17 protein-coding genes are annotated in these 19073 nt (G+C 42.4%); 7 read left to right on the top strand and 10 right to left on the bottom strand.

All coding sequences use genetic code 11. From position 1 onward, the window contains the following. Positions 1-6: 6 nt before the first annotated feature. From hisIE to hisG, 8 genes are read right to left on the bottom strand one after another with little or no spacing between them, the layout of a single operon-like run. Entirely contained in the window at positions 7-621 is a 615-nt protein-coding gene (hisIE, locus tag KQP93_RS20905) for a bifunctional phosphoribosyl-AMP cyclohydrolase/phosphoribosyl-ATP diphosphatase HisIE (RefSeq protein WP_054552013.1), read from the bottom strand. Beyond that, positions 612-1391: an imidazole glycerol phosphate synthase subunit HisF gene (gene hisF / locus KQP93_RS20900; protein ID WP_217877037.1), complete on the bottom strand. Its 780-nt coding sequence runs from the start codon at positions 1389-1391 to the stop codon at positions 612-614. Before hisF ends, hisIE begins: the two co-directional genes overlap by 10 nt. Next, a complete protein-coding gene (locus KQP93_RS20895; protein WP_054563886.1) occupies positions 1373-2107 on the bottom strand; it encodes a 1-(5-phosphoribosyl)-5-[(5-phosphoribosylamino)methylideneamino] imidazole-4-carboxamide isomerase in 735 nt (244 codons plus the stop codon). The genes hisF and KQP93_RS20895 overlap by 19 nt, the downstream gene beginning before the upstream one ends. A gap of 27 nt (positions 2108-2134) precedes the next feature. After that, on the bottom strand, positions 2135-2725 hold the full coding sequence (hisH, locus tag KQP93_RS20890; RefSeq protein WP_135926405.1) for an imidazole glycerol phosphate synthase subunit HisH: 591 nt from the start codon (positions 2723-2725) through the stop codon (positions 2135-2137). Then, a complete protein-coding gene (hisB, locus tag KQP93_RS20885) occupies positions 2722-3783 on the bottom strand; it encodes a bifunctional histidinol-phosphatase/imidazoleglycerol-phosphate dehydratase HisB (RefSeq protein ID WP_217877036.1) in 1062 nt (353 codons plus the stop codon). Before hisB ends, hisH begins: the two co-directional genes overlap by 4 nt. Further along, positions 3780-4877, bottom strand: a complete 1098-nt coding sequence (gene hisC / locus KQP93_RS20880; protein WP_217877035.1) for a histidinol-phosphate transaminase — start codon at positions 4875-4877, stop codon at positions 3780-3782. The genes hisB and hisC overlap by 4 nt, the downstream gene beginning before the upstream one ends. After that, positions 4867-6168 (bottom strand): histidinol dehydrogenase, encoded by a 1302-nt coding sequence (gene hisD / locus KQP93_RS20875; protein ID WP_217877034.1) that lies wholly within the window; start codon positions 6166-6168, stop codon positions 4867-4869. Before hisD ends, hisC begins: the two co-directional genes overlap by 11 nt. Before the next feature lie 6 nt (positions 6169-6174). Beyond that, entirely contained in the window at positions 6175-7074 is a 900-nt protein-coding gene (gene hisG, locus KQP93_RS20870; protein WP_054563881.1) for an ATP phosphoribosyltransferase, read from the bottom strand. Between the two features lie 356 nt (positions 7075-7430). On the opposite strand from hisG, the gene KQP93_RS20865 reads away from it, so the two are divergent. Both KQP93_RS20865 and KQP93_RS20860 read left to right on the top strand, forming a co-directional pair. Then, positions 7431-7664, top strand: a complete 234-nt coding sequence (locus tag KQP93_RS20865; protein WP_217877033.1) for a hypothetical protein — start codon at positions 7431-7433, stop codon at positions 7662-7664. Between the two features lie 91 nt (positions 7665-7755). Then, the gene (locus KQP93_RS20860) at positions 7756-8721 is read left to right on the top strand and encodes a sensor domain-containing diguanylate cyclase (protein ID WP_217877032.1); all 966 of its coding nucleotides are present in this window, start codon (positions 7756-7758) and stop codon (positions 8719-8721) included. A gap of 27 nt (positions 8722-8748) precedes the next feature. On the opposite strand, the gene KQP93_RS20855 is transcribed toward KQP93_RS20860, so the two are convergent. Together KQP93_RS20855 and KQP93_RS20850 are read right to left on the bottom strand one after the other, a co-directional pair. Continuing rightward, positions 8749-10032 carry a cation:proton antiporter gene (locus KQP93_RS20855; RefSeq protein ID WP_217877031.1) on the bottom strand — a complete coding sequence of 428 codons (1284 nt, stop codon included), beginning with the start codon at positions 10030-10032 and terminating at the stop codon, positions 8749-8751. A 225-nt stretch (positions 10033-10257) separates the two neighbouring features. Then, complete coding sequence (locus tag KQP93_RS20850) at positions 10258-11337, bottom strand: mechanosensitive ion channel family protein (protein ID WP_217877030.1); 1080 nt, start codon at positions 11335-11337, stop codon at positions 10258-10260. Positions 11338-11726: 389 nt separating this feature from the next. Between KQP93_RS20850 and KQP93_RS20845 the strand changes: the two genes are divergently transcribed. The 5 genes from KQP93_RS20845 to KQP93_RS20825 all read left to right on the top strand — a co-directional run bounded on the left by KQP93_RS20845 (position 11727) and on the right by KQP93_RS20825 (position 18980). Beyond that, complete coding sequence (locus KQP93_RS20845; RefSeq protein WP_217877029.1) at positions 11727-13922, top strand: M4 family metallopeptidase; 2196 nt, start codon at positions 11727-11729, stop codon at positions 13920-13922. A gap of 71 nt (positions 13923-13993) precedes the next feature. After that, complete coding sequence (locus KQP93_RS20840; RefSeq protein WP_217877028.1) at positions 13994-15856, top strand: M28 family metallopeptidase; 1863 nt, start codon at positions 13994-13996, stop codon at positions 15854-15856. A gap of 104 nt (positions 15857-15960) precedes the next feature. Continuing rightward, positions 15961-17877, top strand: a complete 1917-nt coding sequence (locus KQP93_RS20835) for an ATP-dependent DNA helicase (RefSeq protein ID WP_054563876.1) — start codon at positions 15961-15963, stop codon at positions 17875-17877. Between the two features lie 10 nt (positions 17878-17887). After that, positions 17888-18580: a tRNA (adenosine(37)-N6)-threonylcarbamoyltransferase complex dimerization subunit type 1 TsaB gene (gene tsaB / locus KQP93_RS20830; protein ID WP_217877027.1), complete on the top strand. Its 693-nt coding sequence runs from the start codon at positions 17888-17890 to the stop codon at positions 18578-18580. 76 nt (positions 18581-18656) lie between these two features. Continuing rightward, the gene (locus KQP93_RS20825; protein WP_062565644.1) at positions 18657-18980 is read left to right on the top strand and encodes a hypothetical protein; all 324 of its coding nucleotides are present in this window, start codon (positions 18657-18659) and stop codon (positions 18978-18980) included. The last annotated feature ends 93 nt before the right edge of the window (positions 18981-19073 follow it).

Here is a 19073-nt window from a genome sequence, read left to right as displayed (position 1 = left end):
TATTGATTACTTATGGCGGCCTTGTAAACAGCTCACCACATCAGCCAATGATAGCCCTTGGCGCTGTAATAACACGGTTAAGTGATACAGTAAGTCTGCTGATTCATTGGTTAATTCATCGTTGTCATGTTTCATGGCTGCAAGGGCAACTTCAACGCCTTCTTCACCCACTTTTTGGCAACTACGGCTTAAGTCTTTTGCAAACAAAGACGCAGTGTAGCTTTTGCTTGGGTCATCGTCTTTACGCGAAACAATCACTTGTTCAAGTTCAGCTAAAAACGACAAGCTAGGTTTAGCATCATCGCCGAAGCAGCTTTGTGTGCCTAGATGGCATGTTGGCCCAAGTGGGTTTGCCAGTACTAATAGTGAGTCGTAATCACAGTCAGTGTGCACCGAAACTACTTCAAGGTAGTTTTCTGATGTTTCGCCTTTAGTCCATAAGCGCTCTTTAGAACGCGAGTAAAAGGTTACTTTTTGTTTGTCGAAAGTGGCAGCTAATGCGTCTTGATTCATAAAGCCTTGCATTAAAATCACACCAGAGCGTGCGTCTTGCACGATAGCTGGGATCAATTCGCTTTTGGCAAAATCGACTTGAGAAAGAGTGTCTTTGGTTAATTGCATAGTCTTGCCGCTACATTATTATCAGTTAAAAATTGTTTTAGTTCGCCAATATCAATGACGTTCTTGTGAAATACGCTGGCAGCGAGCGCGCCATCAACTTGGCTTTGTTGAAACACATCAACAAAGTCTTGCATAGTCCCTGCGCCACCCGATGCAATCAGAGGAATATCGCACAGTGAACGCATTTTTGATAGCTGAACATTGTCGTAGCCTTTTCGTACACCATCTTGATTCATGCAGTTGAGCACGATTTCACCAGCGCCTAGGTCTTGCACGCGCTTAACCCATTCTTCGGTTTTATAGCGAGTACGGCTTGATGCATTTGGGTCGCCAGTCAGCTGGTACACTAAATACTCGCCGGTGTTTTCATCATAAAAGCTATCAATACCCACAACCACGCATTGTTTACCAAACTCATCGTGTAATTCTTTGATAAGCTCAGGGCGAGCAATTGCAGGGCTGTTAATACTGATTTTATCTGCGCCACGTTCTAAAACACGTGCTGCATCAGCAACAGATTTAATGCCGCCCGCCACACAAAATGGAATATCAATGTGGCGCGCAATGTTCTCTACCCAATTGACATCAAGTAGGCGTTTTTCGACGCTGGCACTGATTTCATAAAACACCAGCTCATCCGCACCGGCATCGCTGTAAGACTTGGCAAGCGTTAAAATATCACCAACCACTTCATGGCCTTTAAATTTAACACCTTTAACGACTTGGCCGTCTTTTACATCTAAACAAGGGATTATGCGTTTTGATAACATGCTAACGCCTCCTCAACATTAAAGGCACCATCGAGTAATGATTTACCTAAGATAACACCGCCAACGCCCAGTTTTTTCAGCTTTGCAATATCATCCAGTGAACTTACACCGCCTGATGCTTGAACTTTAATCTCGCTATTGTGGTTGGTTAAATCTTCATAAAGTGCAAACGAAGGACCGGTCATGGTGCCGTCTTTACTGATGTCAGTACACAGAAAATCAACCACACCAAGTGCCACGTAAAAATCAACAAGTTCGAACAAGCCAAACTCAGATTCACTTAACCAACCATGTGTTGCTGGTGCCCAGCCGTTGTCAGTTTTATTAACATCTAGTGCGATAACAAAGTGTTCACTGCCAAATTTTTCAATCCAAGCCTGTACTTGCTCACGTTTTTCAACGGCCATTGAGCCAATCACGACTTGGTTAGCTCCGGCTTCAAGCCAGTCAGCAACATCTTGCTCAGAGCGAATACCGCCACCGACTTGATAAGGTACATTAAGCGCTTTGGTTGCAGCTTGAATATGCTGCCACTGTTTTTTATTTGGATCGCGCGCGCCCTCTAAATCAACGAGGTGCAGTTTGCCTGCGCCGCTATTTGCGTACTCTTGTAAGCGTGCGCCAAGTTCGTAAGGGTAAAATTGTGCTGTATCATACTTACCTTGATATAAGCGCACAATTTGGTTTTGTAATACATCGAGTGCTGGAATAATCACGTTTATTTCTCTTATTTTCTGCTGCGCTTACAGCTGCCAATCTAAAAAGTTTTGTAAAAGTCGCGTGCCTACTTTGGCGCTTCGCTCAGGGTGGAATTGCATGCCTGCGTAGTTATCTTTAGCAACAATCGCTGAAAAAGCTTGCCCGTATTCACCGCTAACAAGGGTGGCATCGTTCACGGTGTGAGCAAAGCTATGCACAAAGTACACTTGATCTTGCGCCGATAACCCTTTGGTAAGGGCATGCTCTTTTAGTACGCTTAGGTCGTTCCAACCCATGTGTGGAGAAGTTAATGTACCCACATCTAAGTGCTTAACAACACCCGGAATTTTGCCAAGGCAATCGACATTGCCTTCTTCTGTGCTATCACAAAGTAATTGCATGCCTAAACAAATGCCCATCAGCGGGCGTTGATATTCATCAATTGCTTGCTGCCAACCACCGTCTTTTAAGCGTTTCATGGCAACGGAAGCATGGCCTACACCAGGTAAAATCGCACGTTCAAAGCCTTTTAGTTGTTCAGGTGAGGTGATCACCTCTGGTTTTTCACCTAAGCGTTCAAAGGCAAAACGAACAGAGTTAATGTTGGCACAACCGGTATTAATTATGGCAATCATAAACACCCCTTAGAGCTTGCTGTTTGTTGCGAGGCATCTTTTGCAATCGCAGCGCGAAGTGCTCTTGCAAACGCTTTAAAAAGGCCTTCAACTTGGTGATGACAATTACCATCGCTAACCGACAAAATAAGGCTCATGGCGGCATTATCACTTAAGCTTTTAAAGAAGTGTTCAACCATTTGCACGTCTAAGTCGCCCACTTTTTCACGGCTAAAATCGGCGTTTAATACAAATGAGGCACGGCCTGATAAGTCAATTTGCGCTTCTGCTTTACATTCATCCATAGGGAGTGCAAAACCATAGCGACCAATTTGCGTTTTTGTACCTAGCGCTTGTTTAAGGGCAAGGCCAAGTGCAATGCCGATATCTTCAACTAGGTGGTGCTCATCAATGTGTAAGTCGCCAGTGGCTTGAATATTAAGTCCGATATTGGCGTGTGTACGAATTTGGTCAAGCATGTGATCGAAAAAGCCAAGGCCAGTGCTAATTTCGCCATTTTTTGTTTGGTCTAAATTAACTTGCACATCGATTTGTGTTTCTTTGGTGTTGCGAGTGACGCGGCCTTCACGGTCCGCGGTTGTCAGCTTAGTGACAATGGCATCCCAGCTGCCGTCATACAAAATGCCTTCACAACATAAGTTATTGGCAAGTCCAATATCAGTTTGGCGGTCACCAATCACAAATGAGCGTGCTAAATCGACTTTACCCGAGCGCATAAGCTCAGTAAGTAAGCCAGTTTTTGGTTTACGGCAGTCACAATTTTGTTCATCAAAGTGAGGGCAGATCAGAACTTCATCAAATTTAATCCCTTGGCTATTTAAGATATCCATCATCTTGTCTTGAGCAATATCAAAATCAGCCGTTGGGAAGCTATCAGTGCCTAAACCATCTTGATTAGATACCATAACAAGGCGGTAACCTGCCGCTTGAAGTTGTAATAGAGCAGGGATCACATTTGGCAAAAACACTAATTTTTCTAGGCTATCAACCTGTTTGTCGGTGATAGGCTCTTCGATAATCGTGCCATCGCGGTCAATAAATAAATATGGGTTGCTCATGATAATTCCTGTTCTACTGTTTTGCTGGTCAGTGATAAGCCATCTAACCAAACTTTTACTTGTTCTAGTTCTTGCTCGTTACCGATAGAAATTCGTAACCAATCATCTTCGCCATATAAGGTGAAGGCACGCATTACGAGTCCTTGCTCAAGTGCGATATTAAATGATTGTTTGTCTTTTAATTTTAAAGTGACAAAGTTACCTTCACCGCTCAGTACTTTGATAACAGCAGGTGATTGCTCAAGCCAATTTTTTAGTTTGCTTTTTAAGCTATTTAGAATCGTCACCTGACGGCGCATTGAAGCGATGTTGTCACTACTTAATGCGTCTGCTGCAATGCTCGCCACCACGGTTGATACAGGGTAAGGCGCAATCACTTTACGAATAGGCGCAAGTAGCTCGCTGTTGGCTAATGTGAAGCCTGTTCTTAAACCCGCTAGTGCAAATGCTTTTGATAAGGTTCTTAGCACCACAAGGTTACTAAACTCGTTGATCAGGCTTGCCGCTGTTTGTTCTGGGCAAAATTCTATATAAGCTTCATCCACCACTACAATCGCTTTACCCGCAAGTTGTTGAGTGATTTTTCTGATTTTGTCTAGGCTTGTCATGCTGCCGGTAGGGTTATTTGGATTACAAATAAACACCAGCTTTGAATCAGCAACCGCAGTTACAACCTCATCAACCGTGCCTTTTAATAACAGCTCTTGAGTTAAACCGTTAATCGCAATGTTGTGGGTATCAGCTGTTACTTTGTACATGCCGTAAGTTGGCAAAAAGAGTGCAATGCTATCTTTAGCTGGGCTACAAAAAGTACGTACTAATAGTTCAATACCCTCATCAGCACCGCGAGTCATCAGTACTTGCTCTGGCTCTAAATTAGCATAGCAAGCGTAACGATTGATCACTTGCTGAGGCTGCGGATCTGGGTAGCGGTTTAAATCAGCTAAATTGATATTTGGCGTACGTGAATACGGGCTTTCGTTGGCATTTAACCAAGTAGTGCCTGTTAGTTTTTCACTTTTAGCTGAACTGTAGGCTGTAAGCGCTGCAATGTTCTCTGGCAACAGTGTCATTATTTTTGAATTATCGCTCATTGTTCATAGCCTCAAGACGAATTGAAACAGCATTGGCGTGAGCATCAAGCCCCTCTGCTGCGGCCAAAGGTAATATTGCTTTAGATAATTCACGTAAGCCATTTTTGCTGATGGTTTGCACTGTGTAAGTTCTAAAGAAGTCCAGTAAGTTTAAGCTCGAATAGGTCGCGCTGTAACCATACGTTGGTAGTACGTGGTTCGTGCCAGATGCATAGTCACCGGCAGACTCCGGGGTGTAATCACCTACAAATACTGAGCCAGCATTTTTAACCAAGCTTAAAAAAGGCTGCGCATCAGCAAGTTGTAAAATAAGGTGCTCAGGACCATATTCGGCAGACACCGCAAAGGCTTGTTCAACCGAGTCCACTAATATCAAGCTTGAGTTTGCAAGAGCTTGCTCGGCAGTGTCTTTACGACTTAATTTTGCTAGCTGCTCTGTTAAAGCTTGCTGTGTTTTTTCAATGATGCGTTCGCTATTACATAGTAAAATAACTTGCGAATCAGCGCCGTGCTCCGCTTGCGATAATAAATCTGCCGCAATAAACTCAGGGTTTGCACGCTCATCAGCAATCACTAGCACTTCAGAAGGGCCTGCTGGCATATCAATCGCCATGCCCGGAATAGTTTGCGCAACAAGTTGTTTTGCCATAGTAACAAAGCTATTTCCTGGGCCAAAAATTTTGTTCACTTTTGGCACTGACTCTGTGCCGTATGCCATCGCTGCAATGGCACCTGCGCCGCCACTTTCTACAATGGTTTTAATACCACATAGTTTTGCTGCATATAAAATGGCAGGGTTGATGGTTTCGTCGGCTTTCACAGGTGTAGTAAGCACAACGGTTTTTGCGCCACTTAACTGTGCAAGCACCCCTTGCATGATCACTGACGATGGCAATGGCGCACTGCCACCTGGCACGTAAATACCCACCGCTTCAATGGCTTGATATTTAAGTTCACACAATACGCCAGGTTGCGTTGTTAACTTAATGTCTTTTGGTAATTGTGCTTGGTGAAAACGTTTTACATTGGCATAGGCCGTTTCGATGGCTGCTTTTAACTCGTTTGATAATAACTGCTCAGCTTGGTTTATTTCTTCAACTGGCACTAATAAGCGAGGTGTTTCGCGCTTATCAAACTCTTTTGCCATCTTTAATAACGCTGCGTCACCCTCAGTTTTAACTGCATTTAAGATGTCGATGCATATTGCTTCAACCTCTTTACTTGCAGTAACAGCAGGGCGGGTAAGTACCGCCTGCTGTGCTTGTTGATTTTCCTCATTCCAGCGAAACATGGATAATTACTCCATCATTTTTTCAATTGGCATAACAAGAATTGAGTTGGCACCCAGTGCTTTTAACTGTTCCATTGTTTCCCAGAAAAGGGTTTCGCTGCTAACCATGTGTAGTGCTACATAATCGTCGCTACCTGCAAGCGATAGTAGAGTTGGTTGGCCTGTGCCTGGTAGTAAGTCGCATACTTCATCAAGCTTTGCTTTTGGTGCGTGTAGCATGATGTATTTACTTTCTTTTGCTTGGCGCACACCACGTAAACGCGGCATTAACGTGTTGATTAAATCAAGTTTGCTTTGATCAGTAAGGTCTTTGTTTTGAATTAAACATGCATTTGATTCTAAGATAGTGTCGCCTTGCATTAAGCCGTTTGCTTCTAACGTTGCGCCAGTAGACACTAGGTCACAGATTGCATCAGCTAAACCAGCACGCGGTGCAACTTCAACAGAACCTGTTAACATTACTGTGCTTGCATTGATGCCTTCGCGTTTTAGGTATTGGCTTAAGATTTCTGGGTAAGTAGTGGCGATGCGTTTACCTTCAAACCAGCTTTTATCTTGTGGACCAAGTTCTTGTGGCCATGCAAGTGCTAGGCGGCAGTAACCAAAATCAAGTTTAGAAAGTTTATTTACCTCGAATGCCACGCCTTGGCGTTCGCGTTCGGCTTGTACTTCAACAAGTACGTTTTCACCAACGATACCTAGGTCACACACACCGTCCATAACTAGGCCCGGAATATCGTCATCGCGTACACGAAGTACATCAATTGGCATGTTGGTAGAGTGTGCGATTAAACGTTGTTCACGAAGATTTAATTTAACACCAAGTTGCTTTAGTAACTCTTGGCAGTCTTTTGATAAGCGGCCGCCTTTTTGGATGGCGATTCGTAAACGATTGGTATTGCTCATTATTCATTTTCCTTTAATTCAAAAACTAAAAACCCCGAGGGAACCTCAGGGCGAAAATAAATAATTTGGTTGATTACTCGCCAGAGGTTCCTTTTAGGAATAACCTCTCAGCGAAAAACCTGACAGGCTATTCCGGTGAATGATGGTGATGATGGATAGTTGTCAGATTGAAGCGCATAATTTTTCCTGTATTGCACTCGTTTGTGTTAACCAGTGCGTATATCTGTTTAAATAAGTTACGTATATAGATAAACATGCTTTGCTAATCTTTGGCAAGTATTTTTTTGCGAAATTAAAGTATATCTTATAACTGCCGATATATAATGGTTGGGTAGTAGGTACAACAGGAGGTGCAAATGGATATCATGATCCCCTTTTTAGGTCGAATTTCGCGCTTACAGTTGGAAAGTAAAGGTGCGTTTCATATTGCGGGTATAAAAGACGCGAACGTGCAGCGAATTGAGCTTGAAAAGCGTCAAAAACGTGAAATAGAGCGCCGCAAAAAAGCCGCTGAAAATGGCGATAAAAACAGTAAAAATGCTATTGAAGAAGATGAAGAGGGTAATAAACACCTAGATACATGGGCTTAATACTTCATATAAGAATTTGTATTTATGCAATTGTGTGGTTTTTTCTGCTAACGTTAAGAGACACTTGTGTTGTAACTTTCAAGGCAATTCAATGGAGCGACCCTCAGTGCCATTAAATGAGCAAGCTAGGCTTGAAGAGCTTCGCTCATTAGATGTTTTAGACTCTCAAAGTGAACCCGCCTTTGACCGAATCACTCGCCTTGCCCAGCAATTTTTCTCTGTACCAATTTGTGTTATTAGCTTAATTGACGAGCATCGACAGTGGTTTAAGTCATGTGTGGGGCTAGATGTGACAGAGACCGCAAGAGACATTTCATTTTGCGCCCATGCAATTTTATACAAAGACCCCCTAGTGGTTGAAAATGCCTTAAACGATAAGCGCTTTGCTGATAACCCACTGGTAATGGGAGACCCAAACATTCGCTTTTATGCGGGATGCCCAATTACACTAAAATCAGGAAATAGGATTGGTACTTTGTGCCTTATCGATCATCAACCACGCAGTTTTAACAAACAAGAAATCAAAGCCTTACAAGACTTTGCTGCAATCGTTGAGCGAGAGTTTGCAATCATGCAGTTAGCAACTACCGATGAGCTTACTTTATTGCCTAATCGTCGCGGTTTCATTAGTACTGCAGAGCATTACCTTGATTTATGTATTCGCCAGCATTTAAAAGCAAAATTAGTGTTTATTGATTTAGATAATTTTAAAGCAATTAACGATAAATTTGGTCATGCTGCGGGCGATAGAGTACTAAAAGATTTTGCTGGATTGCTAGAAAGTTGTTGCCGCAAAGCGGATTTATTTGCACGTTTGAGCGGTGATGAGTTTGTGATTTTATTTACAGATTTAAATACCAGCGAATGCGATACCATATTGCAGCGCTTGTTGTTGTCATTCAGTGATTTACCTAATAGCTTCAATAACCAAGTTGAACTTGGCTTTTCTTATGGCATTGCCGATTTTTCTGATCAGCAGCCTTGCTCGCTGACTAAGTTGCTGTCTGTTGCAGACGCGCGAATGTATGCCGATAAAGCACAAAAAAAGGCTCGATAATCGAGCCTTTAAAGTAAAAAGCAGCGCTTAATTTTTTGCTTCTGCCGATTGAATACTACTTTGGATCAGCGGCGAAATTGTTAAACCTTGTACGATAATCGAGAAGATCACGACCACGTAGGTGACAATAACAATTAGGTTGTGAAGGTCTGAGCCTGCAATCATTACTTGATCGCGTGGGATAGCAGCTGCCATTGCCAGCGCTAAACCACCCCTTAAGCCACCCCAAGTGAGTATTTTCACTGAGTGCTTATCGTATTGGCGATACTTTTTAAAGAATACAAATGGCGCACCTACACTCACAAATCGAGCAAGCAACACCACAGGTACCATCAGTAAACCTAAGCCAATTTCTTCAAGAGTAATAGGCATGGTGACGATGAGCATACCGATGATCAAAAACAGCAAGGCGTTTAAAAAACTATCGGTGGCATGCCAAAAGTCTTTCACGTAGCGAGTATCTTCAGGCCCCGTACGCTCTGTTGCTTTTGAACGAGTAATATTGCCAAGTAAAATACCACTGGTGACCATAGCAAGCGCACCTGAGATTTCCCAAATATTCGCTGCTGCAAAGCCGGCTGTTGGAATGGTCAGGGTTAGTAGCAAACGAATGTTCACATCGCGGCTATTAATAATTAAAAAATGCCCGACTAACGCAATCACGAGACCAAACACGATACCGCCAATTGCATCAACTAAGAACAATTCAGCAACGTCAGTAAAGGTGGCTTCGGTGCCATAAAAGGCCACTGAAAATATCGTTGTGAAAATCACCAAACCAATACCATCATTAAACAAAGACTCACCTTCAACTTGCACAGAAATACCTTCTGGGGCTCGCATTTGTTTAATAATGGCTAACACTGCAATCGGATCGGTTGGGCTGATTAAAGCACCAAACAATAAGCAGTAAATAAACGGCACTGGCCAGCCAACAAAAGCAAACAAATAATAGCTTAAGTAACCGACAATGACCGTTGAGGTAATGGTTGAAAATAACACTAATGCGGTAATTTCCCACCGTTGCTTACGAAGGGCTGCTAAGTTGATTTCTAGCGCACCTGCGAATAGTAAAAAGCCTAGCATGCCTTTTAATAGCAACTGATTAAAGTTGATACTAGAGACAATTTGGGTCATTTCGAGGGCGGTGGTATCGCCAAGCATTTTAACGGCAAGAATAAGTAGTAAGGAAATAACAACAGAGCCAGTTGTTATAGCAATCGTGGTTTGCATTTTGAGGATGTATTGGTTAGCAAAAGCAATAAAAATAGCTAATGCTGAAAGAAAACAAATGAGGTACCAAGCATTCATTGTTTGACCTTAAATATTTGTATAACAAGACGCAGAAAGCAGTCACTTTCTGGCCGCATATAGTACGCCTCTAAAATAGCTATGTCACAGTGTTTATGCGATTTTTATGACATTTTAGAGTAAAAATTTAAGGCGCTGATTGCATATGTATAATCGCTGTTAATAATGTCTCAAAAGAGACAAAACAAACCTGACGAAAGCGCAATTATGATAAGTTCAGTTAGGTCAATCAGCCTGTTTTAAATGGGCTGATTCTTGGCTAGTATTAATAGCTCTTATTGGGTAAGGAATAACAATTCCTTCTTCTGCGTAACGTTGGTGTAATGCTTTAATAAAAGCTGATTTTACCCAAAAACGGTTAAAGTACTCTTTTGCTCTTAACATCACGGTAAAATTAATGCTTGATTGATCAAAAGTATGAAATACCACAAATGTCTCGTAATCATCGACGCCCCATTTATGGCTTTTTAAAATCTGCCTAGCAACATCCAGCGTAACTTGCTCAACTTTTTCAAGATCAGAGCCATAATGAACACCCACTTCAACGGGGACGCTGAGTTCTTTTTCTGGGTAAAAATAGTTAATGATGCGTGATTTAGACAGCTGACTATTGGGAATGACTATCATGTTGTTCGGCAACATTTTTACCCAGGTTGAGCGCCATCCAATTTTTTCAACAAAACCTTGGTCGCCACTTTCAAGTTCTATAAAGTCGCCGACCCGAATCGGTTTATCAATCACCAACTGAACGCCAGAAAAGAAATTTTCGAGTGTCGGTTGCAAAGCCAAAGCGACGGCAAGAGAGGTAATGCCCAATGAGGCAATAATCGGGGTGATTGATATGCCTAACGTGCCTAATAACACCAATAAGCCAACACACACAATTGCACAGCGGATCAAGCCTTTAATGATGCTATGACTATTCGAAACCACTACCGAGCGGGCACTGTAATAATCAACGGTGCCAAATAAGAAATGGTCTAAAAATAACACTAAGGCAAAAATACAAATGGCTTTAGCGGTGGCCGCAATAGGTAAGGGGTGCTCAGCCATAAAGCCGGTGGTGTTTAATAACTGACCAAAAATGATCACAAGCACCATCATTGTGCATAAAGTCAATGGTGTAGAGAGTGAATCAACCAGTAACGAGTCGAACACAAAGTCGGTTCGTTGGGTCCATTTTTTTAAGCAATAGATGATTACAAACTTTAATAAAAACAATGCTGTGGCGGCTAATATAGTACCACCAATGACGACCAGCCATGGCTCATTTAGCCATTCGTTTTGTATCAGTTCAGTAATCATGCTTAGTCCTTAAACCTTAGATACTTGCTATTACTGCAAGTTATGTACCCAGGCTTTTTTATAGATATCTAAGCCTTTTAGCTGTGAATCACAAATAATGAGGTGAGCAAAATAAAAAACAAATAAAAGGTACAAATGTTTATTAAATGTTATTATTTTGTATCAATAAATTTACACTTCAAGTTAGTCTGTTAACAATTAATAAACTTAACACTTCTTATCTTGCTGTTAATTATAGATTTTTAATTTAGAGCTAATACTTTATTTGTAAATTTTTTGTTTCATTTTCAATTTCGCTCCATTCAACCTAGGCTGGTCACTAATCGGGAACAGTGCAGTCCGGTTACTAGGAAAATATTAAATACATAACAATCTAACGGAGCGTAAACGTGAATTTATCTAAAATCACATTAGCAACTCTTGCTGCTTTTGCTTTGACTCAAGCAACAAGTGCAGTAGCTGCGAACAAGAAATACCTAAACGAACAAACAGGGATTAACCAAGCTTTGCAAACCAATGCATCATCAGTATTGAGTGCAAATCCAAATCAGTTAGTTGGTTTAGGTGCAGGGAATGATTTAGTTGTATTAAAAGAAATCAAAACCAGTAACGGCAACACCACGCGCCGTTATCAGCAGATGTATCAAGGTCTACCTGTTATCGGCGATACGGTTAGCCTTACATTTGATGGTAATGGCCAATTAAAGCGCGCACATGGTGCAGCGGTGTATGATATTGCCGCCGACATCGACTCAGTGTCTCCGGCACTAAACAAGAAAAAAGCAATGGCAAAAGGCCTTGCTAACTCACCGGCTGCAATTAAATCAGTTGGGTTAAAAAAGCATAATGAACAATCACGTTTAGCTATTTGGCTAGATGAAGACAGTGTTGCACACCTCGTGTATGAAGTATCTTATGTGACGTATGGCGACAACCCATCTCGTCCGTATCAAATTATTGATGCTAACAGCGGTGAAGTTTTATTTAGCTTCGATAACTTACAACATGCCAGTGCAACAGGCCCAGGTGGTAACTTAAAAACGGGTAAGTACATTTATGGTACTGATTTTGACAGCCTAGATGTTGCTCAGTCGGGCAGCACTTGTACGATGAACAACACCAATGTAAAAACCATTAACCTAAATGGTGGTACAAGTGGTTCGACAGCATATTCGTTTACATGCCCAGAAAATACCTTTAAAGAAATTAACGGTGCGTACTCGCCTTTAAATGATGCGCATTATTTCGGTAACGTAATTTTTAATATGTATAACGATTGGGTCGGTACTGCGCCATTAACTTTCCAATTGCAAATGCGCGTTCATTACGGCAGTAATTACGAAAATGCGTTTTGGGATGGTAGTGCTATGACCTTTGGTGATGGTCAAAATACCTTCTATCCACTGGTAAGTCTTGACGTATCAGCGCATGAAGTAAGCCACGGTTTTACCGAGCAAAACTCAGGCCTCGTTTATTCTGGCAAATCAGGTGGTTTGAATGAAGCGTTCTCTGATATGGCAGGTGAAGCGGCCGAGTTTTACATGAAAGGCTCAAATGACTGGTTAGTGGGTCAGGAGATCTTTAAAGGTAACGGTGCATTACGTTACATGAATAACCCAACCCAAGATGGTAGCTCAATTGATCATCAAAACAATTACTACTCTGGTATGGATGTGCACTACAGCTCAGGTGTATTCAACAAGGCATTTTATAACCTTGCAACCACACCAGGTTGGGATACGCAAAAGGCATTTGTTGTGATGGCACGCGCTAACCAACTTTACTGGACTGCCAGCACAAATTGGGATTTAGCAGGTAACGGCGTGATGGATGCAGCCTGTGATTTAAGCTATGACCCAGCCGATGTTCAAGCGGCACTTGCGGCGGTTGGTGTGACTTCGAGCTTAAGTGCGGGTAGTAGCTGTGGCACAACTGAGCCACCTCCGGGCGGTGATGAAGAGCTAACCAATGGCGTTGCACGCACAGGGATCAGTGGTGCGGCGAAAGATCAAATGTTCTTTACTCTTGAGGTGCCAGCAGACGCAACGAATTTACAATTCAATACAACTGGTGGAAGTGGTGATGCAGACCTTTACGTTATGTACGGCGCAAAACCAACACTAAGCAACTTTGATTGTAAAAGCACTTCATCTACTAGCACAGAAAGCTGCGCTATTAGCAATGTGCAAGCGGGTACTTACTACGTAATGGTAGAAGCGTGGAATCAAATTTCAGGTGTATCACTTACAGGTAGCTTTGATTCGGGCAGCGGTGGTGGTGTAACACCAATTAACCGTACTGAGTCTAACTTAAGTGTTGGCACAAATAGCTGGACTCGTTTCACGCAAGACCTAGATGCGGGTTATTCATCACTTGATGTGACTATTTCTGGTGGCTCTGGTGATGCTGACTTATATGTGAACTTTGGTTCGCAATCGACAACATCGAGCTATGACTGCCGTCCTTATAAAAACGGCAATAGTGAAACCTGCACATTTACAAACCCACAAGCGGGTACTTGGTATATCGACCTTCGCGGCTATCGGGCTGCAAGTGGTGTAACTCTCACCATTTCGGCTAACTAGCCACCCTTTTAGGGAGCTTCGGCTCCCTTTTTTTTATTTTTATTAATATACACATCATAAAAGGATTGATTATGACAACCCGCCTAACACAGTGCTTAGTGGGCTTTGCCACACTGTCACTGAGCCAACTAAGTTATGCAGCGCAAGACGAAACAATTTGGGTCACCATTGATGCCCTTGCTGCAAAGCACTTTCAACAAGATACACTGAGTAAACGTAAACAAAGCAGCAATTTTGCGATGCAAAAATCGGCTTTGAATCAAGTTAATTTTATGCGCGTTAACAAGCAGGATATCGCTGGATTAAGTGAGTTTATGCACGATAACTATCATCGCTGCGGTGGTTTTGTAGCCCATGACTCATTAGCAGATGCAGAGCTCTATACTCAGCAATTAAATGCTGTATCTCAGGCAGCTATGAATGCGAACCTTGTTAACTATAGTATTGATAATGCCGCGACAGTTAACGCACTAATATCATCGATTGATAGTAGCGAACTGAGCGATACGGTTAATAGCATGATGAACTTTCATAACCGATATTATTCAGTGCAAAGTGGTGTTGATGCAGCTGATTGGTTAAAGAGCCATTGGCAGCAAATAGCCAGTAGCCGCAGTGATATAAGCGTTGAGTATTTTAACCATAGCTTTTCGCAATCATCAGTTATTGTGACCATTCCTGGTGCAGAAAAAGCAGATGAAATCGTCGTTATTGGTGGTCATTTAGACTCAATCAATCAGTCTAATCCAAGTAATGGTCGAGCACCTGGTGCAGATGATAATGCCTCTGGTATTGCAGTGCTCACACAAACCTTAAAAGCGATTGTGGAAAATAACTACAAACCTCAGCGAACCATTCAAATTATGGGGTTTGCCGCTGAAGAAGTGGGTCTTAGGGGCTCAAAAGATATTGCCCAAAGTTATAAAACACAGGGTAAGAATGTGGTAGGCATGGTGCAGTTTGATATGACTGGTAATAACGGCAGCAGCACAGATATTGTGATGATGACCGATTACACAAACTCGTCGCAAAATCAGTATTTATCGCAGTTGCTCGATGCTTACCAGCCCACAGTGAGTTATGGCTTTGATCAATGTGGTTATGGCTGCTCAGATCATGCCTCTTGGTATCAACAAGGGTTTGCCGCCTCAATGCCATTTGAATCAACAATGAGTGATATCAACCCTTTGATCCACACATCAAATGATGCCCAATTTGATGCGGCTCACGCGAGTAAATTTGCAAAATTGGCAGCGAGCTATGTTGCTGAAATGGCAAAGAACGCTGGTGATGTGGTAACTGAGCCGACTAATCAGCTTGAAAATGGCGTAGCTAAAACAGGTTTGTCGGGCGCAGCAAAAGAGCAGTTATTCTTTACACTTGATGTACCTGCAATGAGTAGTAACCTTGAGTTTGTAACTGAGGGCGGCTCGGGCGATGCCGATTTATACGTTAAATTTGGTAGTAAGCCGACCTTACAGGACTTTGATTGTAAAAGCACAACCTCTACAAGTAATGAAAGTTGTTTGATCTCGTCAGTTCAAACTGGCAAGTATCATGTCATGGTTGAAGCGTGGAATGAGATTTCGAATGTGTCACTCACGGGAAGTTATAGCACCTCAGGTGGCGGCGAAAACGTTGACCGAACTGAGACAGACGTGAGTGTGGCTACCGGAAGTTGGCAGCGCTTTACTCAACAAATACCGGCAGGCCTAAGTAACTTAACGATGACTATTTCTGGCGGTAGTGGTGATGCTGATTTGTATGTTAACTATGGCTCAGCGTCAACAAGCTCAAATTATCTTTGTCGGCCGTACAAAAATGGTAACGAAGAAAGTTGTCAATTTGATAACCCACAAAGTGGTACTTGGTACATAGATTTACAAGGTTACCGAGCTGCATCGGGCGTTACATTAACGATTCAAGGACAATGATTTAAACCCAATCATACTTTTAACCATGAGGAAGCCTTGCTTCCTCATTTAGTCTTGCCCTTGGCAAGTCAGTTACGTAAAATCTGCCCATCACTTTTAATCTATTGGCGAAGTTTATCAAACAACTTTTCAGTGCCACTGGCCCCCTTGCACTTTCTCTTGATGGATATACTCCTCGGCAGCCACAAATTGACATGGCTGTTGCAGTTGACGATGCCTTAAAAAAACGTCACCAATTAGTGGTTGAGGCGGGCACAGGCACGGGTAAAACCTATGCTTACTTAGCGCCTGCGTTAAAATCAAAAGGCAAAACCATCATCTCAACGGGTTCAAAAGCATTACAAGAGCAGTTGTTCCACCGTGATTTACCCAACTTAGTCAAAGCACTGAGCGCCACTAAAAAAGTCGCCCTTTTAAAAGGACGTGCGAATTATTTGTGTACCTATCGTTTAAGTCAGCATGTTGCGCATGTTCCAACAGATGATCCTGATGTAATGCATCAACTCGCGATGGTGGCAAAGTTTGCAAGTGAAACCCGTTCAGGCGATTTAGCAGATTGTATTGGCATAGAAGAAGACGCCAAGGTACTGCCTTATGTTAGCTCAACTGCTGATAACTGTTTGGGTAAAGAGTGCCCCGATTTTCAAGATTGCTATATTCGTAAAGCCCGCTTAAATGCCATGGAAGCTGACGTGGTGGTGATCAACCATCATTTATTTTTTGCAGATATGGCTGTAAAAGACACAGGCTTTGCTGAATTAATGCCTACGGCAGACGCCTATATTTTTGATGAGGCTCATCAGCTCAGTGAAATTGCCAGTGACTATTTTGGTGAAAGTGTTAGCACCAAAAAGCTGGTGGATTTAATTAATGACTTACGAGCAATTTACCGTGCCGATATCCCTGATATGCTGCAATTAGGCAAAACTCTCAACAAGTTAGAAACTAGCGTGGCAGATTTACGCTTGCAGTTTGGGGTTGATGGTAGCCGTGGTGATTGGCGTGAAAAGCTGGCTGATAAAGATATTTGTGCAGCACTGCACCGGGTCATTAGCGACCTCGACTTTTTATACCAAGTATTAAAGTTATGCTTAGATCGTAGCGAAAAAATAGAGCATCCGTTTGAGCGTACGCTGGCCTTTAAAGGTCAGTTAGAGCGGGTATTTGATACAGCCCAAACGGGCTATAGTTATTGGTACGAAACCACTCGCCGATACCTAACGGTAAACATTACACCACTCAATGTATCGGCTAAATTCGCTCAGATGATGAAAGACACAGGAGCAGGTTTTGTGTTTACATCGGCGACTCTATCGGTCGATAACGAATTAGAACACTTTAACGCTAGCCTTGGTTTAAAACCAACGCAAAGCATGATTGTTGAAAGTCCGTTTGATTACCAACAACAAGCACTACTTTGTTTGCCGCGCTACTTACCAGAGTCTCATGCGAATAATATGCCCCATGCTATTATCAAGCTGACCCTTGAATTGATTAAATCAGCAAAAGGTCGCTGTTTTGTGCTCTTTACTAGCTATCGTATGATGCACTTAGTGGCCGAAGGTTTAACCACACAAATGGATTATCCGGTGTATATGCAAGGGCAAATGTCTAAACGCATTATCCTTGAGAAGTTTACCCGTCACGGTAATGCCGTTTTACTCGGCACAGCCTCATTTTGGGAAGGCGTAGATGTTAGAGGCAGCACATTAAGTTGTGTTATCATTGATAAATTGCCGTTTGCCGCACCTGATGACCCATTATTGCAAGCAAAAATGCAAGATTGCCAGTTACAAGGCAAAGACCCATTTGCACATATTCAATTACCTCAAGCGGTCATTGCATTAAAGCAAGGGGTAGGGCGACTTATTCGCGATAGTAAAGATAAAGGTGTGCTGGTTATTTGCGATAACCGCTTAGTAACACGCCATTACGGCCAAGTATTTTTAAAAAGTTTGCCACCTATGCGCCGCACGCGCGACTTAGCAATGGCAAACGCGTTTTTAGAACAGATCAATTAGAGTAACTTAGATGATTAAACACAATATTCTTGCCTTAGATGCATCAACTGAAGCTTTATCGCTGGTGCTTCATTATCAAGGGCAAACATTTCATCATTTTGAAGAGTGCCCACAGCAGCACAGCCAAAAGATTTTGCCTTTAATTGATGAGTTACTCGCAAAGGCGCAATGTAAGCTAACCGATTTAGATGTGATTGGTTTTGGTCAAGGGCCGGGTAGTTTTACGGGCGTGCGTATCAGTGTTGCGATTGCTCAAGGTTTAGCTTATGCCGCACGTTTACCTTTGATTGGCGTATCAACATTACAGATGATGGCGCAACAAGCATTTGAGCAAGAGCAAGCCAGCGATGTGTTTTCTGCCATTGATGCACGTATGGGTGAGATTTATTACGCTCATTATAAAGCTGATGATAATGGCTTAATGACGCTGGTTGATGAAGAGCAAGTTATTAAACCTGAGTTGCTAACGTTACCTGAAATTGCGGCGGCAGCGGTGGGTACGGGTTGGAAAACCTATCCTGCACTTGTTACAGATCTGGCAAATGTAAGTTTAAATGAAAATATTTTACTGCCTGATGCGCAGTACATGCTGGCCTCGGTTGGTACGGCATTCGCTAATGGTGAAACGGTGACTGCAGCCAATGCGCAGCCTAAATATGTTCGTGATACAGTGACTTGGAAAAAGCTACCAGGCCGAGAGTAACTGAGAGAATAACGGGACTTGCGTGCCCGTCAGTTATGGCACATAATTTAGTCATGTTTGATGTGGAATTACGAGTTTGACTTTACCAATTGGCTCAGGCTTTTACACCGGTGACATTCCCGGTCAATATAGCCGTAAAAATACCGTTACTGATAAGCCCAAAGCTATATCAGATCAAACGGCTGAGCAAAAATCGTCAACAGAGTATGTTAAATCAAGCCCTCAAGCTGTTGCTATTGCAGATGAATTTAAAGCTGAGTCGCAAAGCTATCAGCAAACAATTTATGATAAACCAAGCAACCCAAAAACCAGTCGCGCTATTTCAACCTACACAGAATTTGCTAACTTAGAGCGCCGTGCCGAAGTGCAAAGCCTTATTGGCGTTGATGTATATGCTTAGCGAATTGGAATAAATTAATAAAAGCTAAAACTGAATTCACAAAAAGCCTAAACAAAATATTTAGGCATTTTTTGATTGGACAGTATTCAATAT

The organism is Pseudoalteromonas shioyasakiensis, assembly GCF_019134595.1.
GTDB classification, from domain to species: domain Bacteria; phylum Pseudomonadota; class Gammaproteobacteria; order Enterobacterales; family Alteromonadaceae; genus Pseudoalteromonas; species Pseudoalteromonas shioyasakiensis_A.
Note: the sequence above shows the minus strand (reverse complement) of the source record. Positions and strands in the feature narration are given on the sequence as shown.